Origin of the sequence: Rickettsia conorii str. Malish 7 (genome assembly GCF_000007025.1) — a bacterium.
In the GTDB taxonomy this organism is placed as follows: Bacteria; Pseudomonadota; Alphaproteobacteria; order Rickettsiales; family Rickettsiaceae; genus Rickettsia; species Rickettsia rickettsii.
In genome coordinates this window covers 460,013-479,012 of sequence record NC_003103.1, presented here as the reverse complement: position 1 = coordinate 479,012, position 19,000 = coordinate 460,013, and the positions used below count along the sequence as shown (strand labels likewise).

Sequence of the window (19,000 nt, the reverse complement as noted above, 5' to 3'; positions counted from 1 at the left end):
ACTAGGTGACAGTAGGAAAAATACTATGACTAACAACACCAAAACTATAACTCTAAACATTGGTCCACAGCATCCGGCAACTCACGGAGTTTTAAGGTTAATCCTTGAGATGGACGGGGAAGTAGTAAATAATGCCGACCCTCATATTGGGTTACTTCATCGTGGTACGGAAAAGCTTATTGAGCATAAAACATATTTGCAGGCTATACCATATTTTGATCGTCTTGATTATGTTTCACCGATGTGTCAGGAACATGCATTTGCTTTAGCTGTTGAGTCGTTATTAGAATGCGAAGTCCCACGAAGAGCTCAGTTTATCAGGGTACTATTCTCAGAGCTAACAAGAATTTTGAACCATACTTTGAATATTGGCAGCCAAGCTTTAGATATCGGTGCTACTACTCCTTTATTATGGCTCTTTGAAGAGCGAGAAAAGATCATGGAATTTTACGAGCATGTTTCCGGCTCTCGTATGCATTCAAACTACTTTAGACCGGGCGGGGTTGCAGCAGATTTACCCGAAGGTTTACTTGAGGATATAGATAAATTTATAGAACAGTTTCCTCCTAAACTTCACGATATTGAAAGTCTACTAAATGAAAATAGATTATGGAAACAACGTTTAGTAGATATCGGCGTTGCGTCTCAAAAAGAGGCAATGGACTGGGGGTTTTCAGGACCAATGCTTAGAGGTTCGGGTATAGCTTGGGATTTACGCAAATCAAACCCTTATGACGTTTACGATGAAATGGACTTTAAAGTACCAATCGGCAAAAACGGTGATTGTTACGACAGATATTTCGTTCGTATGCTTGAAATGTACGAATCAATCAAGATAATCAAGCAATGTATAGAAAAAATGCCGAAAGGTGCAATTAAAACCGATGATCCTAAATTAACACCACCGACAAGAGCCAAAATGAAAGAATCTATGGAAGCAATGATTCATCATTTTAAGCTCTATACGGAAGGATATGACGTCCCAGCCGGCGAGACCTATAAAGCCGTAGAAGCCCCTAAAGGCGAATTTGGTGTATATTTATACTCGCAAGGAGGTAATAGACCTTATAGATGTCGTATTAAAGCACCCGGCTTTGCTCATTTGCAAGGACTAGATTTTATGTCTAAAGGTCATTTAATGGCAGATGTTATTACTATTATTGCAACGCTTGATATAGTATTTGGTGAGATAGATAGGTAATATATTTGTCATGCCGCGGGCTTGTACTTGCGTTACTCTGTCATTCCTGCGAAAACAGGAATCCATAAAATAAAACAATACATTTAAAAAACAAAAAATGTATTGGGTATATATATTATGCTCTAATAAGCATGGTACTTTTATATTGGTATTACTAATAATATAATAAGTCGTGCTTATGAACATAAACAAAAACTAATAAAAGGTTTTACCTCAAAATATAATATTATAAAGCTTGTTTATACAGAAGAATTTACTGATATTCAAGAAGCACTTACAAGAAAAAAACTTGAAAAAATGGCAACGTAGTTGGAACATAGAACTGATAGAAAAAACTAATCCTGAATGGAAAGATTTAATTAAATAGTTCTACGGATTCCTGCTTGCGCAGAAATGACATAAAACTATACCGTACTAAAAATATATGAATACAAAAATTACAAATTTTACATTTGATAAGAAAAATTTAAATCTAGCAGAAGAGATTATAAAAAAATATCCACCGCATGGAAAAAGAAGTGCAATACTTCCGCTGCTTGATCTAGCACAACGTCAAAACGGCGGCTGGCTACCTGTTCCTGCTATCGAATATGTCGCAAATATGTTAGCAATGCCTTATATACGGGCTTATGAGGTTGCAACATTTTATACTATGTTTAACTTAAAGCGAGTTGGTAAATATCATATCCAAGTATGTACTACTACTCCTTGCTGGCTGCGTGGTAGTGATGATATAATGAAAATTTGCGAAAAGAAATTAGGTGTAAAACTCAAAGAAACTACTGAAGATCAAAAATTTACTTTAAGCGAGATAGAATGTTTGGGAGCATGCGTTAACGCTCCGGTCGTACAGATTAATGACGATTATTATGAAGATCTAACTCAAGACAAAATGGGGAAAATAATAGACAAGCTTCAAAATGACTAGAATCTTATTATTATTACTTAGATTTTATCAATATTTCATTTCTCCACTACTTGGCAATAATTGCCGGTTTCACCCCACTTGTTCTGAATATGCCAAAGAAGCTATATCAATGCACGGCAGCATAAAAGGCTTGTGGTTTACCTTTAAAAGAATCATCAAATGTCAACCGTTTTGCGACGGCGGATATGATACCGTTCCAATCTCTATAAAAAATTCTAAACCACTTAATAAAAAAATATAAATTATGTTTATTGTAAACCTTAAATCTTCTGTTGAAAAATTTATTACGAAACATAGAAAATGTTTAGATACATGTTATGATAAAGGACATTTTATTAGGTCCTATACATCCAAGAATTGGCGGTATTATTTTAGCTAATATAGAAAAACTAAGTCAACTTAAAGATATATTAAGATAAGATCCTTTTTATATAAATAATATAGCTGAATATGAAATTACTAACTTCACTCCTACAAAATGGAATAAGAATTTAAATATTTTTTTTCAAAAACATGAATAAACTAATCCCTGTACCTCGTGAATTTTTTGCAAGAGATACTAATGTAGTAAGCACTGAGTTAATCGGTAAAGCTCTTTATTTCCAAGGTAAAACAGCTATCATTACTGAAACTGAAAGCTATATAGGGCAGAATGATCCTGCTTGCCATGCAGCAAGAGGGCGGACAAAAAGAACGGATATAATGTTTGGTCCTGCAGGCTTTAGCTATGTCTATTTAATTTACGGAATGTATTATTGTTTAAATTTCGTAACCGAAGCTAAAGGCTTCCCTGCTGCAACCTTAATAAGAGGAGTACATGTTATTTTGCCTGAAAATCTATACCTCAACGGTCCGGGTAAATTATGCAAATATCTAGGAATTAATATTTCTCATAATAAATGCGATCTTATAAATAACAACGAATTTTTTGTCGGCGATATCGGCTTAAAGCTACCCTACTCTACTACTGCTCGTATAGGTATTACTAAAGGCACGGATAAATTATGGCGTTATGTTGTTACAGATATCACTAATTTAATCTCTCAATATAATGTACAGCCTTAATAAGGTCATATTGATTTACGGCAAAAGGACCTCGAAAAGGTTTGTCTAATATAAATAATAACAAAAGCATTGATGATGAAGTGATACAAACTAAACCAACCGAAATCTTATGTAAATAAAGCTTGGTGCCAAACATACAGACAAAAATTAAATTAATAGCAGTCATTATACATACAACTATCCAATATTGAATATTTAAGGAAAAATAGGACATTTTAATCCTGTTATACCTTACTGTATAAAGCTCTTTTATCTCCTCAATGATTTCCTGCTTAGTCAATAGCTACATTTGCTCGCTTGCTTTATAAGCTTGTAGTCTCTTATTAATATCTTGGAGGAAACTAAAAGCTTCATGACCGATTTGCTTACCGTCTTTCATTAATTGCCATTCACACCGCATTACACCTTTGGTATAATTTTTAATATCTAGATAAATTGTAGGCCTCATTTCATGAGGACGCCAACCTACACTATCTGCAAGCCTCATCAACACTATAGATTCTGCTGCCACCCCTTCTTGTGCTTTATTAAAATTACCGAGTAAATAAATTAATACCAAACCGGTTGATACCGCATACATACTACCGACTACACCCGATAAAAACCTGCCAAGACTTCCAAGCTCTTCTTTTTGAAAATTATTAGGAATAATGTATTTTGTTAAATATAAATATCCCGCACAAAAACTCATCAAAACAATATTTATTATGATGAATAAAACAATATTAGGAACGGTATAGATAAAGTCAATTATATGATTACATAGGTATTATTAACCATGTCCTGCTGAATATTTATGTAATATACTAGAAATAAGAGTTTGATAAGGTAATCCCTCATAAGCAGCTTTTTGTTTTATTCTCATTAAATCACTACTAGAAATACGAATATTTATTCGAGTATCTTTTTTTAAATAATTAGCTGCTGCCACTTGTGATATATGTTTCTCTTGTTCAAAATTTTTAATTCTTTGCCATTCATCATTTTCAAAAGACTCCAGCAATGCGTTTTCTTCAGCATCTAGTATTATATTTGATATATTCTCTTTATTTCTCATTACTTTTTCCTATTTTTAGATATTTCTGAGTAGCTTTGTGACGTGGAATAATAGTCTTTAAAAAAACTGCTCTATCAACTTCACTAATAAAAGGCACTAAATAGGCGTATTCATTAAATTTAACTATATACATTTTTTGCTCTGAATATTTATTAGGATTTGGATGTTCTATTATATCCAATAAACAATTACTTTCTATAACTGATATTATTTCTTCAAAACTTACCTTGCGCTCACTTATTAACTTATAATTTTTTTCAGCAGAAAAGCTATAATTACATTTCTTTGTCATCTTATGATATTAGTACAATGTATGCTTTATGTCAACACTACACTTCCATCTCTTCTAAGACCACTGTAGAATCAGCAAGTTTAGTAATTTTTTCAATTTTTAACCGAGCTTCTTTTAGTTTTTTCTCACAATGATTCTTAAGTAAAATACCTCTTTCAAAGCTATTAACTGCCGTCTCTAGACTCTCTTGTCCGTTATCTATTTTTTTAACAATTTCCTCAAGCTCTTTTAAAGCTTCTTCAAAGCTAATATTTGCTTCTAAAGTTTTAGTATTAGTCATTTATTTTTATTTTTTAATGGTTATCTGTAGTAATTGTGTCTTCAGTTGTTTGGGGTATAAGTAATTTTTTTAGCTCACTACTATCAAAAGTTTTCTTAGGAGCAAAAATACTCCCTTGCATTTTTATATTAAGATGTGCCAAGCTATCTTTATCAGAACTTGTATTTGAGGTATTTAACTTAACAAGCCTTGCCGGCACGTAAAATGATAAAATACTAGATGCATCCATATCAAAATTATATATATTAACTGCAACAGAGGCCGCACCGCTACTATATTGTGTTGCAAATTTTACTTTCTTTAAAAGGGCAATACCTTTTTGTAGTTCAATATCACCGCTTATACCTCTAATATTTTCTTGTCCTGTGGTTATAGCACTATTTATATCTTTATCTAAATTTTGTACCTTATAATCAGCTGTATCAATTTTTTCTATAAAAGCATCAATTGCGAAATTATTAACATCTATATTGTTTATAGCAAATTGTGATTTTGTAGTAAGGTTATATAGCTGGCTTTGAAGAGTGTTACCGTTAGTTCCTAAACTACCGCTTATACTTATTTTTCCACCACTTGCAGTAAATATTTTAGGCATAAGAGCTGAAACTTTGTTTAAATCTATTGTATTTAAAGCATATACGAAATTTATAGCATAAGGTTCTAATAAAATATTGCCGTTACCTTGAAACTTACCACCTAATAATTCTGCTTCAATATTATTAAATTGTAATAAATTATTATTATTTGCTACATAAAATTTAACATTTTTCAATATTAAATCATTTTGTAATAATGTCGACAATGTACCGGAAACTTGTAAGGTAGCTTTATCTAAACTATAATCATTTATTAATTTATTTCTTAAATTAAGCATTCCTGCCGGTGATAATAAATCAGTAGTAAGATTACCGTCCTTAATTTCTACGGTCAAAGACGGTAATACACTCGATGCATCTAAGTTCCAGCTAGTTGATAAATAGCTGTTAGCAGTTTTAAAATCTAAATTACTAATTTTTATATTAGCTGGTACGATTTTAGCAAGCAAATTCATTTTGTCAAATACATGATCGTTATACTTAACGCTATCTATCAGAATATCTAAATTAGCTAAATATCCTATTGTTCTAATAGGGATGAATTTACTTGGATAATCTAGAGCTTTCATATCTTTAGTTAAATTTTTTGTAAATTCGATAAGCGGCGAAATTATTGGATACGTTCTACTGCTTAAGTCAAGCGAAGATATATTAAGCGTAGCGTCTAAACGAGGTGTTTGAGCAATAAATTTACTAGAAAAATTTCCTGATAAATTTAAATTATCTGTTTTGAGTAATAAATTTTTAAAAAATAAATCTATTAAAGTGAGTTTTAAATCCGATGACAAGCTAAAAGGAATAGCTTCTTTAATAGTAACGTCGTTAAATCCTAAAATATTCAGTAACGAATTTATATCGTTGTGCTTTAAATATAGCTGTCCATCGAACATACTTCTAACGGCATTCTGTGTTACATTACCTGTAAGCTTAAATTCTCCACCTGATTTAATATTACCTGAAAATTCATTTATCTTTAAAGTACCCTTTAATAAGTTAGAAGAAAAGACTATTTTTTTTAGTTCTTCATTATTACTTAAAATTATTTCGTTAATTGCCACGTCTGCTTTAAGTAATTTATTGGCAAAAATAAATCTACTATTTGAAGAAGAAGTATTAAATGTTACCTCTGCATTTGGAGAAATTAACGAACTTAAATCTATTTTAGGAAAATCTAGTTTTACATTAGTAGTAATATTATCATTTTTAGCAATGTTAACAAATCCATGACCAATAATAAAAGATGATGCTATTACTATGTCTTTTAGTTCTATTGCATCTTCATTATTTGAAATATTAAATTTAACGTTTACTGCCTCATGTTGATTAAATTTATTAAAAAGATGGTTTAAATCCGGTAATATATTATACATTACCGATGCTAAATTTTTAATCTGATATTCACCACTACCGCTAGTAAGCTTAGAATCTTTGTAAATTTGCGATAACTTAAAACCATAATCATTATTATCAATATTAAGACTAAAATCTACTATATCGTCACGTTTATTAATTGAACCTGAAATTTTACCTATATAGTTACTTGTAGTTTTAAATATGTAATTAGACGATAAAGCATTTTCTTTTTTTAATATACAATTATTAAAATTTAAAATAGAATAATCTTGTTTATTAATAATACTTAGATTAGTAACATTTAGATTTATATTTTGTAATTTATATTTAAAGAAATTCTTTATTAACTCTTCATGATTATAAATATTTAATACATTAGAATGTGAATAAAATTTAGCATCTAATATATCTATTTTATTAATTTTAGGATTAAATTTTATAAGCGACCATAACGAAAAATGAATTTTAATCTGCTCTAAATCTAACTTTCCTTCTTCTCTTATCGTCTCAATAACTAAATAGGACAAAGGAAATTTATTCATCTTTATTTTTCCGATATTTTCTTTCGCAATTCCTAAATGACTGGTAAAATTATTAGTAACCGAATTATAGTTAACAAACGATAATGCACCAAACATTATAAATAACAATAATGAAAAACAAATTATGACGCCGGCAGCTATTTTTTTTATCATGTCTGTAAAAAAGTTTTTAAATATATTATTATATATAACTATCAAAATTTAAAGGCAAATTAATGAATTCTTTAGAAAATTTAATTTTAGTCGGTGTAATAAAATCATGTCATGGAATTAAAGGTCATGTAATGTTAAAATCTTTTACCGACCCTGCTACAAAAATACTTGAAAGAAATTTAGTAAATGAGTCAGGAGCAAATATACATATTAAGCTAATTAGCCAAAATGCCAAAGGAGAATTAATTTGTACATTTAATGATATAGCTACTCGAAATGAAGCTGAAAATTTAAAAGGTTATAAAATATTTTGCTTAAGAGCAAGTTTGCCAGAACTAGAAGAAGATGAATTTTATATAGCAGATTTAACTCATTTACCGGTATTAAACCAAGATCATAAAGAAATAGGCAAAATTAAAAATATTCTTAACTTTGGTGCCGGTGACATAATTGAAATAGAATTTTCAAATCAAACAACCGAATTATTACCTTTCAATAAAGAATTTTTTCCTATTATAACTAAAGATTATGTGATTTTAAATTATCAAAGAGAAGCTTGAATAATTTACCGTAGTTTTCAATTTCTTTATAGAGTACCCTACGATTCTTATTCACCTCTGTCTCATCCCGTGGCGTGACCACGGGATCCAGTTAAAAATACTAAATTTATTAGTATTTATTGTTTTTATGGCCCCCGTGGTCAAGCCACGGGGTGACCACAGTGGGTTTTACCGGTCCACGCAACAACGCCTCGTGGGAATGACATAGAATATAATTATTTTAATCCTTAATTGAGTAAATTATATAAAATTGACAATTAATCCTTAAATACTATAATTAATATTATGTATATAAATAGAAGGTTAAGCTCTATGCCTAAAACTTTAAAATACTCACTTATTATATTTATAAGTATAATATTATTATTAATTGTTATTCCTTTCTTTATTCCTTTAAATAATTATAAAGGAATAGTAATAGATAAAGTTAAAGAGGCTACAAATAGAGATTTAACTATTAACGGCGACATAAAATTATCTTTACTACCGAATCCCGCAATATCACTATCAGAAATTAAATTATCATCAATAAACGGTACAAAAGAACCTCATCTAGTTTCCGTTGAAGGTGCTAAAGCGTCATTGCGACTTTTTCCTCTTTTTAGAGGAGCAATTGAAGTAGCTTCTATAGAACTGCAAAAACCGATTATAAATCTAGAAGTTTTAAGTAATGGACAAAAAAATTGGCAATTTTCTACACCTAATAATGCATCCAAAACAAATGAACTTAGCTCTGTAGAATCTACCGATACTAAAACTGAATTAGCACTTCCTATTTTGATTAGTCATTTTAAAATTATAGACGGCAAAGTAATATATATAGAAAAAAACAGTGAGAAAATATTTAACGATATTAACTTAGAGACTAAAATTAAAAGCCTTAAAGGTCCTATAGATTTGACTTTAGCTTTAAAGGCTTTGGAACAGCAAATTAATATAGACGGCAATATTGAAGAAATCGGTAAAATAATTCCGTTAAGTGCCAATATTAATCTTGCCGGTGAAAAAATTAAAATCGAAGGAAAATTTGATAGCGCAAATAATTCGTTCATAGGTAACGCAAATATTAAAGGTAATACTAAAACTTTAGGTATGCCTGCTGATTTACAAAATGACTACGAGCTAACTACGGCAATTACTGCCGATAGTAAAAATATAGCTATTAAAGATGCTAGACTTAATTATCCAAATATAGAATTACTAGCAAATGCAAATTATGATATAGAGCGTAATAACCTGAAATCAAATATTATTATCAATCCCGGTAACATTATAACCGAGATTAGCTCTAATTTAGATAAGACAAATATTATGCTACAAGCTGATAGTTTAAAACCTATACTTGATGCTCTAAAACTAAAGACCGATAAATTACCGCCTATTATTAACCAAAAACTTATACTTACTTCTAATGTAATTAGTAATTCTCAAGCAATAAAATTACAAAATATTAATTTATCGGCTGCAAATAGTAATCTAACGGGAGATATTGAGCTTAAAAATTTAGCACAAGATATAACTATTTCGCACAATCTAAAAATTAATAATTTTGAGTCGTTTATGTCTCTTATGGGAGTAAGTAATTTAAGTCAGATTGGAGTATTGCAGTTAAACGGAGGAGTGCAAAAAATTAAAGATACTTTCCATATTAATAATAAAATATCCGCTTTTAATACTAATATATCTATTAAAGGAGATATTAATTTAGAAACCCAGAAGCCCAATTTTAATCTTAACTTATATAGTCCTTTAGTTAATTTGGATAAAATTCTTACAAGTAATAGTCCTACTCCTGCTCCAAATAAAACTAATAGTCCTGCTACTCAAAACATACCTACAGCTAAAAATAATTCTCCTTGGTCAAATAATCCTATTAATTTAGGGTTTTTAAATGAAATTGAAGGGCAATTATCCGCAAATATTGATAAATTAACTAACGACTCATTAATCATAAATAATTTAAAAGCAAAATTAAATATCACCGGCGGCACGCTGAATATTACTTCAGTTAATGCAAGCATTTACGGTGGCGAACTAAGTAGCACCGGTTATGTGAGTTCAGCCAAAGATCAAAACGCTGCAATTAAAATCGATTTAAAAAATGCCTATCTCAAAAGTTTCACTCCGCAATCGGATAAAATAAAAATAACTGATGGGCGACTAAGCTTTAAAGCCGATCTTACTTCTCGCGGTAATAGCGTTTATACATATGTTAATAATCTAAATGGACAATTTAACGTAAATAGCGATAACGGGGAAATAAGCGGATTTGATTTAAACAGAATCGCAGATGCGGTAAATAATGCTAAAAATACCGAAGGAGTATTGCGACTTATTAACAGCTCCTTTAGTGGCGGATCCACATCTTTCAAAAATTTAATTGCCAGAGGAAATATAACGCAAGGCAAGCTTAATTTAAATGAATGTAGTTTAGATGCTTCACCTGCCACAACAAATGCAAGCGGTCAAATTAACTTACCACAATACATGATGGATGTTAGTGCAAGCGTTACTATTGCGGATTTACCGCCTATAGCCGTTAAATTATACGGATTCATAAATAATCCGCAGCATAAATTAGACGTTCAAGCCTTTCAAACATATTTAGTTAAAAACGTATTTAATAGCGTTATTAAAGACTTAAAAAGCGGAGAGAAGAAACCTGAAAATATTATTAAAGATGCTTTGGGTCTCAGAAAGAAAAAGGATACAAATACAGAGGAACAAAACAGCCCTCCGCAGGAAAACCAACAAGCAGATCCTGTGAATAAGCTTCTACAAAAAGGATTGAAAAAACTGTTTTAATGTGACCGTCACGGGTGTTGTGTGACTTATTATTCCTCTCTATGTCATCATCCAGCAAAACATATAATATAGTGTAGTAACAATGTTGAAGTTATTTTTTCTAGACTTAGTTAGCAAGCAACTAGATGACAGTGCAAAACTCATAAATACCCACGTTTTGATACAGTTATTCCTGTGCCAAACCTAATTGGATACAAATCCTTTGTTTCCTCAGTATCTAATACCAAATTAGGTATGTTTTTAGGGAAATCTTAAATTACTTTAGTAATTTTTGCTGCTTCTTCATCATAATTTGCCTTTTTCAACAAAATAATAAGGTCTTCATATAATGATTTTTTATTTGGATTTAACCCTATAGCTCTTTTGATAGAAGCGAGTGCTTCCTCCGGATTTATTTTATGTAATTTATTAAAAAACTCTTCGTGATAGTATGCTTTACTTGGATCTAGTTCAATAGCTTTCTTTAATGATTTAATCGCATTATCTTGTTGTTTTTCCATTAAAATAGAACTTAAAACTATGAAAAATTTCAGCTTCTCTATATTGTTATATTTTTCAGTTTTATCATAAGTTTCAATAAAATTTGAAAGTTCTTCAGGATCAGTTTCAACGAATCTTCGTAGATTGTCTTTTTCTTCTTGATATTGGATATCTGTTATGAAGATCGAGATATTTTTTCACTACTTTCTTTAGCAATTTCAGAAGTTTTAAACTTCCAATAAGGCAAAATTTCATTTTTATATGGTTGACAAATGCATACTCCTTGCCTCCCCTTTACCTACTCTATAGCTTTCCGGGCATTTACGATACTCAATATCATTTTTCCATTTATAACTTGTATTATCAAAATTTAGATAGCTTGGTTTTTCCATAACTTATGATATATTTGTAATTAATAATTTATAACCACAATTTCAATGTAAGTAAATAAATCTGAAGTTTGTAAAGCTAAGTAAGTAGTTTAAATAAACTTTAATTTAAAATCGTATGATTAAGAAAATAGTACAAAACTTTGCACGTACGTCCTAATGGAAGATCAACTGATTACATAACGCCTAACTTCATGTATGGCTGTGCCGGAGGTTGCAGAAATAGTTATTGTTATGTTATGCATCATAACTATGAGACATTATATATCAATGAAAATATAGATTACTTGACGTATTGGATAAATATATAGCAAATTTACCGACTAAAATTTCCAATCAAACAGATTCTAAATATTGGACATATGATATAGGTTGTTCTACCGATGTAAGTTTGCATTGGAAACACACTAATTGGTTAAAGATATTTAAGTTCTTTAAAGAAGATCCACGTGCTAAAGCAACTTTTGCTACTAAATATGTCAATCCTAAATTACTTAATTTTAATCCTGAAAACAAAATAAGGATTAGATTTAGTTTGATACCGACAAGAATGCGTGAGATATTAGAGCCAAAAACGAGTTCAATTATCGAGAGAATAAAAGCGGTGAATATTTTTATTGAAGCAGGTTACGAAATTCATCTAAACTTTGCTCCTATTATTGCTTATGAAGGCTGGCTTACCGAATATGCAAAGTTATTTGAAGATTTAGCTCAATACATAAACAACCAATATAAACCGTTTATAAAAGCGGAATGCATATTTTTAACGCATAACGATAAGCAGCATGAAAGAAATATTGCCTCAAATAGATTAGAGAGTGAAGCTTTAATTTGGCAACCAAATTATACAGGAAAATAAAGTAAGCAAATATGGAGGCAAGGCGGTACGTTATAAAGCCGGTATTAAGAGTAGTTTTATCTAACGATGGAGTGTGTTGCATGACAGGTTGCGCCCATGGAATAAAATACGATATATATTCTAACTCTTCCTACTTATCAAAATTACGACACAAAAGCATAAAATTTAAAAATTACAGTTATAAATAAAAAATCACTTGCATGAAAATACACTTATGATATGTTTTTTCACGTTGGGTTTTAATTTTAGCTTCTATAAAAGTAATCCAACACTATTATCTCTCAGCTAATAGTGGATATAGTGTTAGTTGAGTACAAAAGTAAAAATATAAAAAACAAGTAAAATATCGAATAGGCAAAAAATCGTTTAGCTTGTTTGTTATCAGGGGTGTCATAGAATAAAGAACCGGCATAATATAGAAATACTACCCCAAGGATACCAGAAATTATTAAATATATAAAATTATTCATTCCAATAAAAAAAGGCATTAGCGAAACAATAAATAAAAGAATACTGTAAATTAGAATTTGTTTTTTAGTATATAAAGTCCCCTTTACTGCAGGCATCATCGGTACTTTACAGTTTTTATAGTCATCGTTACAGAATAAAGCAAGAGCCCATGAATGCGGCGGCGTCCAAATAAAAATAATCAAAAATAATATAATCGACTCTAGAGATATAGTATTGCTTACCGCTGCATAACCTATCACAGGAGGTAATGCTCCCGATACTCCGCCAATAACGATATTTTGTATAGAACGACGCTTTAACCAAATAGTATAAATACAGATATAATAAAAAATAGTGAATAGCAGTAAAAAGGATGCAAGTAGATTAACACATAAAGCCATAAAAAATACTGCAAAAAATCCCGTTATCAAACCAAAAGATAAAGCTTCATCAGATTCTATAACTCCTCTTACTATCGGTCTTTTTTGGGTACGTTTCATTAAGCTATCGATGTCTCTATCGTACCACATATTAATTGCCCCTGCACTACCTGCCCCAAGCGCTATGCAAACAACTGCAATACCAGCAATAAACGGATGCACAGAATAAGGAGCAAGCCACATACCTACAAAACCCGTAAAAATCACAAGCGACATTACACGCGGTTTCATAAGTAAAATATAGTCTTTAACAGTACTTTGTGAATGATTGATTTTACCTAAATTGATTGGTCTTACTAAGGAACTCATATGAAATATTTTTTAATTAAATATAAAAAGTTTTAGGTTAAAAATCAATGATTGACTTTGATGCAAGAAATGTATATATTTTTTTGTAATTCAAATAATAAATAATAAGTTAAGGATATTATCAGTGACAAAAATTGTTCGTTCTAAATATAAAGCTAGTAGAAGACTTGGAGTAAGTCTATGGGGTGATAGCAAGGATGCTTTCAATACACGAAATTATCGTCCCGGGCAACATGGGCAGAATACCATGATTAAAACTTCAGATTATGGTTTACATTTAAAAGCTAAGCAAAGATTGAAATGCCACTACGGTCGTGTCACTGAAAAACAATTTAGAAATATTTTTGCACTTGCTCAAAAAATGAAAGGTAATACCGGTGAAAATTTCATTGGGTTACTTGAAAGTAGACTTGATACGGTAGTTTATAGAATGAATATAGCTCCAACTATTTTTGCTGCAAGACAGTTAGTTTCACACGGACATATTAAATTAAACGGTAAGAAAGCCGATATCGCAAGCATACGACTAAAGGCAGGCGATGTTATAGAAGTTAAAGAATCCGTAAAACAAATACCGCTTATCCAAGAATCCGTTTCAAAACAAGGTCAAACAACACCGGGGTATTTATCATTTGATGTACCTTCATTAACCGGTAAATATTTAAGAGTTCCTGCTCTTTCTGATGTCCCATATCCTTTTGAAGCAGAAGTGCATTTAGTAATCGAGTTATATTCTCGTTAATAATTATAAAAAGGCAGGTTTTATTTATCTGCCTTTTTACTTTCTTCCCTACACCTACATTTTTTCTTTATACTATAATACAACTTATCACCTAATTCGGCAGCTTTTATTAAAGATAGATTAGTTAAAAATTTAACGTCTGAGCTAAGAAAAACTGTAATTTTTGACGAAGCAAGGAAGTATAAAAATGCTAATTTTTAGTATTTTTTTATTATTTTTATGGAGTGCCACGCTACTTTCAATCGCTCAAAAGGTATTGCTGCGTGGATCAGTTTTTCAGTTGTTTTTGGATACCGTGGTCAAACCACGGTATAACACCGAGTGCCTTTTGCGATACACACAACAACGCCCACTCACAATAACGATATCTATTTTTAATAAAAATAATAGCTGCTTCTACCTTTTCCAAAAAGTTAGCATATGGAACACATTTAATAATTAGCGGTATAATTGGTTTTATTGTAAATGGGACAACAGGAAGCAGTCTTTTTGTTTCGGCAACTCTTGCTGATGAAATCTTAATAACCGAAGGGTATTTTCAGAAACATTATCTTACTTCTGCCACATTTAAAGGACATTTAATCTACCCTATTACTACAAATCTCATCACAACTTTTCCTAATTATTCAGTACCAATTTATTTAACTTCTACAGCTGCAATAGTAGGCTTAGCATATTATGGGACTGATTTCTTAAATTATCAGGAAAATTTAAAAGAAATTCAGATAAACTTAACTCCTAATATTAGGGTAATTGATCCTAATATACTTTCTAACAATTTTAAAAATGATTCAAAAAATGAAATTAAAGATGTAACCCAAGGGTTTTAGATTTAATTGAAGCATACATAAATAGTAGTTTTATTAACTATACCGGAAATGATGGCAATACGTTAATTGCATTAACCTTACTCATATACAGGACCCTAATGCTGATATAGGACCTCTTGTTTCTCAAGGAGCCAAAATCAGTATTTTATGGTGTGGAAAAAATATAATAAGCACACTATTCCAATCATATAAAGTTTCTTTAACACAAAATACTCAAGATTTAATCGAACAAAAAACTTTAGAACTGTTACTAAACGAAGAATATAAAAGTAAAATCTTAGGATTAAAGGATATAGAAGCTATTACTAATAATTTATTTAATGATCTTAATAATACTTTCACTATTGGAATTTTACAATTAGGGAATTTAACCACTCAAAAAATTATACAGCTTATTACATTGCAAGATATAATGAATTTAGTTCCAGGAGCTATTATATTTAATGCGTTTGAAAATATTAAGAGATTTTTAAATATATTATATCAACTGAATATTTCTTACAGGCAAGAAGCCAGAGGAAATTAACGAAAATACAGCTTCTATAGTAAGAAATATATCCTCTAATACTTCAAATATCTTGTTAACTGATTCTGCTCAATTTGTACAAAATCAATATGCCAAGCAACTTAAAGCTAAAAAAGAAATATCAAAGAAAATGTTGTTTTTAGATAGCACAAAAAATACTATAACTACTATACTAGATATCTCCGATAAATTCATAAAATCACTTTACTATATTTTTATAAAGTAAAAAATGGAGAGATTACGCCTGAGCAAGCTCTACTACTTAATCCTTGGCTTGAAACCTTAAAATCATTCTTAACAAGTTCCTCATTAAAAATAATCTTTAGTGGAGCAGTTAGATAACAAGCGAGAATTACAAAATTAATAGAGGCGATTTCTTCTGAGAATAAAAAAGGAATAACATGGTCTACTAATGATACAAACGATGAACTTGTAATTTCTGATTATAACCTAATTATAGAAGAAAGCACTATTTTGAGTTTTGAAAAATTAGTATTCAAACTAGGAGCAGATGATCTTCTTCCAGCTTCCTCAGGAAAAGGCAACACTACTTTTTTAAAGAGTTTAGTCAATTGTATTGCTGATCCATACCATAGCGTTGGTGAAATTTCCATACCTACCCATTATCAAAATCCAAAAATAATATTTATTGATCAGAATAGTTACATACCGGTTTAATCTACTTTATTTGAAATAATAACCTCCGACCTTGATCAATCAATCATTAAAAGTAATAAGCAATTATTAGAAGAAAAAATTAACACACTACTTATAAAATTAGATCTAGGTACATTAATTAAGCACTTAAGTGATAAAAATTATGATGTAATAAATGCACCAAGGGCAGTCAAAAGAAAAAAATTGGAATCATTAAAGCTATAATTGCAAACCCTAAACTATTAATTTTAGACGAGGTATTTGCTAATCTTGATACAATATCTATAGAAAATGCATAACAAGCTTTAAAAGAATTTTTACCGGAAACTTTAATGCTTGTAGTGCATCATGACGGTAAATCTCATGACTATAATAATTTTTATGATCAGTATAAATCTTGAAGATTTGTATGCTGAAATAAAATTATTAGGAGAATAGCTATTCTATTCAACCCTATATACTTGACTACTTTTCATTTATCATGAGTATATACTAAATCTAGATGTTCAATTATGGGAGTTTTTTAAGATTTCTTTATAGATTTCAAGGTTTTTTCTTAGCATCAGATCAAGAGAGAAATTATTAATTACCGTATGTCTTGCCGCTTCTTGGATTTTCTTAGCAAGATCAGTACCTAAAATCGAGAAACAATAATCGATTTGCTGTGCTAACGCTTCGGCATTATTTGGTTCTACGTGGAAACCGGTTATATTATTATTTATTGTCTCTACTGCCCCACCGATATTAGTTGCAATAACAAGCTTCTTCATCGCCTGCCCTTCTATAATAGTACGCCCGAAAGCTTCAGGCTCGATTGAGGCAGAAATGATAATATCGGAAATCCCATATAGGTTTATTATATCCGAATCATTACCAAAAATTTGAATTTTATTTTGAAGTTTTAAATTAGCTATAAGCTCTTTTACTCTATTAGTAAAATTGGGATGTCTAGATATATCACCGACCATTAAACAATAAAAGTCTCTATGTTTTAATTTACTTAATGCTTCTACTAGAACAAGATGTCCTTTCCAACTTGTCATTCTAGAAGGCATTAATATTATCGGCACGTTACTCGGTACATCATATTTATCACAACATTTTTCAAGTTTTTCCGGCGTTAAATTTGCGGGATCGAAATAATCACAATTCACTCCACGCTCAATTACTACTATTTTATCTTCATCAATTTTATAGTTTTCGAGCAAGTGTTGTTTTACAAAATTAGACACGGCAACAACTTTCTTGCCTTTTAGCATTATGCTATTATAATATTTTTTAAAACTATTCGGAATATTATAAACCCCATGAAAGGTAGTCAAAAATTTAGCATTTGTCCATTTTGTTGCTAGATATGAACTCCATGCCGGTGCTCTTGATCTTGTATGAACTATATCAACATTATATTTTTTGATTATTTCTGCTATCAATTTTGCATTATTCAGAATTACAAAAGGATTTTTACTGTTACTATTCATTTCAATATGCAATATATCTTCCTTATCTAACTCTTTAACTAGAGTACCGCCTGCTGAAATTATGATAGGAGTATGACCGAGAATTTTAAGATATTTTGCAACTTCTATAGTACCTCTTTCAACCCCTCCCGAAACTAGAGCAGGCACTACTTGCAAAATAGTATATTTATTGTATCGTTTACTTGACTTTAATGAAGGCATTAAATCTCAATCTATTAAAATAATTATTTAAAATGCACAAACTTTATAATAAAACACAAGACAAATTTATTGTCTATGATAATTATAGAATAATTAATACAAATATTCCATCTGTAATTTTTTTACACGGCTTGATGTCTAGTATGCAATCAACTAAGGCTATCTATTTAATAGATTATTGTAAAAAAAACAATTATAATTTTATTGTTTTTGATAATTTCGGCCATGGAAACGCATCAGGACAATTTAAGGATCAAACAATTAGTGATTGGTTAGAAGGAGTATCACTAATTTTAGATAAATTAATTAATACGGAGGCGATATTAGTAGGTTCGAGCATAGGAGGATGGCTAGCATTTCTTGCGGCTTTAAGATTTCCTGATAAAATAAAGGGACTTGTGTGTGTAGCCCCTGCTCCAGATTGTACTGAAAATATTTGGCAAAATATATCTCTAAATGATCAAAATAAGATGCAAAAAGAGGGAATACTAGAAGTAAGCGGTAAAAATTGTGAGCATAAATATCCTATAAGCTATAAACTGATAGAAGATGCAAAAAAACATTTATTATTGACAAAGAAACAGATTGATATAAATATACCGGTACATCTCATTCATGGGATGTTAGATGAAGACGTGCCTTATAATGTTTCAGTAAAATTATTAGAAAAAATAACGAGCAAACAAATAGTAATGAAGCTAATTAAAGACGGTCACCATAATTTATCTAGAGAAGAAGATTTAAAGGTAATGACAAATTCCTTAGAAGAAGTAATTAGACTCTTAAGTAAGATTAAATAAACAATAA

Annotated in this window: 17 protein-coding genes and 3 pseudogenes; 11 read left to right on the top strand and 9 right to left on the bottom strand. The window is 30.3% G+C overall.

The features are described from left to right. The first annotated feature begins 25 nt into the window (after window positions 1-25). From nuoD to RC_RS02440, 5 genes and pseudogenes are all read left to right on the top strand, one after another. Entirely contained in the window at window positions 26-1,201 is a 1,176-nt protein-coding gene (nuoD, locus tag RC_RS02455) for an NADH dehydrogenase (quinone) subunit D (protein ID WP_010977124.1), read from the top strand. A 97-nt stretch (window positions 1,202-1,298) separates the two neighbouring features. After that, window positions 1,299-1,568 (top strand): annotated as a pseudogene (locus tag RC_RS07400) (GIY-YIG nuclease family protein). A gap of 57 nt (window positions 1,569-1,625) precedes the next feature. Beyond that, the gene (nuoE, locus tag RC_RS02450) at window positions 1,626-2,129 is read left to right on the top strand and encodes an NADH-quinone oxidoreductase subunit NuoE (RefSeq protein WP_010977123.1); all 504 of its coding nucleotides are present in this window, start codon (window positions 1,626-1,628) and stop codon (window positions 2,127-2,129) included. Beyond that, complete coding sequence (gene yidD, locus RC_RS02445) at window positions 2,122-2,370, top strand: membrane protein insertion efficiency factor YidD (protein ID WP_012262333.1); 249 nt, start codon at window positions 2,122-2,124, stop codon at window positions 2,368-2,370. Before nuoE ends, yidD begins: the two co-directional genes overlap by 8 nt. A 272-nt stretch (window positions 2,371-2,642) precedes the next feature. Beyond that, window positions 2,643-3,194 (top strand): DNA-3-methyladenine glycosylase, encoded by a 552-nt coding sequence (locus RC_RS02440; RefSeq protein WP_010977122.1) that lies wholly within the window; start codon window positions 2,643-2,645, stop codon window positions 3,192-3,194. Here the strand turns inward: RC_RS02440 and RC_RS11000 are convergent. The 5 genes and pseudogenes from RC_RS11000 to RC_RS02415 all read right to left on the bottom strand — a co-directional run bounded on the left by RC_RS11000 (window position 3,160) and on the right by RC_RS02415 (window position 7,467). Further along, a pseudogene (locus RC_RS11000) lies at window positions 3,160-3,885 on the bottom strand (hypothetical protein). The gene RC_RS02440 and the pseudogene RC_RS11000 overlap by 35 nt on opposite strands. 81 nt (window positions 3,886-3,966) lie before the next feature. Then, window positions 3,967-4,251, bottom strand: a complete 285-nt coding sequence (locus tag RC_RS02430; RefSeq protein WP_010977119.1) for a CopG family antitoxin — start codon at window positions 4,249-4,251, stop codon at window positions 3,967-3,969. After that, window positions 4,241-4,543, bottom strand: coding sequence for a hypothetical protein (locus RC_RS02425; protein ID WP_010977118.1), 303 nt, complete (start codon window positions 4,541-4,543; stop codon window positions 4,241-4,243). The genes RC_RS02430 and RC_RS02425 overlap by 11 nt, the downstream gene beginning before the upstream one ends. Before the next feature lie 37 nt (window positions 4,544-4,580). Continuing rightward, window positions 4,581-4,823 (bottom strand): exodeoxyribonuclease VII small subunit, encoded by a 243-nt coding sequence (locus tag RC_RS02420; protein WP_004996011.1) that lies wholly within the window; start codon window positions 4,821-4,823, stop codon window positions 4,581-4,583. A gap of 13 nt (window positions 4,824-4,836) precedes the next feature. Continuing rightward, window positions 4,837-7,467, bottom strand: a complete 2,631-nt coding sequence (locus RC_RS02415) for an AsmA-like C-terminal region-containing protein (RefSeq protein ID WP_029374450.1) — start codon at window positions 7,465-7,467, stop codon at window positions 4,837-4,839. Between the two features lie 62 nt (window positions 7,468-7,529). On the opposite strand from RC_RS02415, the gene rimM reads away from it, so the two are divergent. Both rimM and RC_RS02405 read left to right on the top strand, forming a co-directional pair. Further along, window positions 7,530-8,027 carry a ribosome maturation factor RimM gene (rimM, locus tag RC_RS02410; RefSeq protein WP_010977116.1) on the top strand — a complete coding sequence of 166 codons (498 nt, stop codon included), beginning with the start codon at window positions 7,530-7,532 and terminating at the stop codon, window positions 8,025-8,027. Window positions 8,028-8,339: 312 nt separating this feature from the next. Continuing rightward, window positions 8,340-10,832, top strand: coding sequence for an AsmA family protein (locus tag RC_RS02405; protein WP_041471763.1), 2,493 nt, complete (start codon window positions 8,340-8,342; stop codon window positions 10,830-10,832). A 251-nt stretch (window positions 10,833-11,083) separates the two neighbouring features. Here RC_RS02405 and RC_RS02400 read toward each other — a convergent pair whose 3' ends face one another. Further along, window positions 11,084-11,332, bottom strand: coding sequence for a hypothetical protein (locus RC_RS02400; RefSeq protein ID WP_010977114.1), 249 nt, complete (start codon window positions 11,330-11,332; stop codon window positions 11,084-11,086). A gap of 155 nt (window positions 11,333-11,487) precedes the next feature. Beyond that, window positions 11,488-11,704, bottom strand: a pseudogene (locus RC_RS07390) (DUF4385 family protein). Window positions 11,705-11,996: 292 nt separating this feature from the next. On the opposite strand from RC_RS07390, the gene RC_RS02395 reads away from it, so the two are divergent. After that, entirely contained in the window at window positions 11,997-12,560 is a 564-nt protein-coding gene (locus tag RC_RS02395) for a spore photoproduct lyase family protein (protein ID WP_010977113.1), read from the top strand. Between the two features lie 281 nt (window positions 12,561-12,841). Here the strand turns inward: RC_RS02395 and cyoE are convergent, their stop codons facing one another. Further along, window positions 12,842-13,759: a heme o synthase gene (gene cyoE, locus RC_RS02390; RefSeq protein WP_010977112.1), complete on the bottom strand. Its 918-nt coding sequence runs from the start codon at window positions 13,757-13,759 to the stop codon at window positions 12,842-12,844. A 124-nt stretch (window positions 13,760-13,883) separates the two neighbouring features. Here cyoE and rpsD point away from each other — a divergent pair, with 124 nt between their 5' ends. After that, the gene (rpsD, locus tag RC_RS02385) at window positions 13,884-14,501 is read left to right on the top strand and encodes a 30S ribosomal protein S4 (protein WP_010977111.1); all 618 of its coding nucleotides are present in this window, start codon (window positions 13,884-13,886) and stop codon (window positions 14,499-14,501) included. 1,830 nt (window positions 14,502-16,331) lie between these two features. Continuing rightward, a complete protein-coding gene (locus RC_RS02375) occupies window positions 16,332-16,535 on the top strand; it encodes a hypothetical protein (protein WP_010977109.1) in 204 nt (67 codons plus the stop codon). A gap of 485 nt (window positions 16,536-17,020) precedes the next feature. Here the strand turns inward: RC_RS02375 and RC_RS02370 are convergent, their stop codons facing one another. After that, entirely contained in the window at window positions 17,021-18,193 is a 1,173-nt protein-coding gene (locus RC_RS02370) for a glycosyltransferase family 4 protein (protein ID WP_010977108.1), read from the bottom strand. A 32-nt stretch (window positions 18,194-18,225) separates the two neighbouring features. On the opposite strand from RC_RS02370, the gene RC_RS02365 reads away from it, so the two are divergent. Then, window positions 18,226-18,993, top strand: a complete 768-nt coding sequence (locus RC_RS02365; protein WP_010977107.1) for an alpha/beta hydrolase — start codon at window positions 18,226-18,228, stop codon at window positions 18,991-18,993. Window positions 18,994-19,000 lie beyond the last annotated feature (7 nt).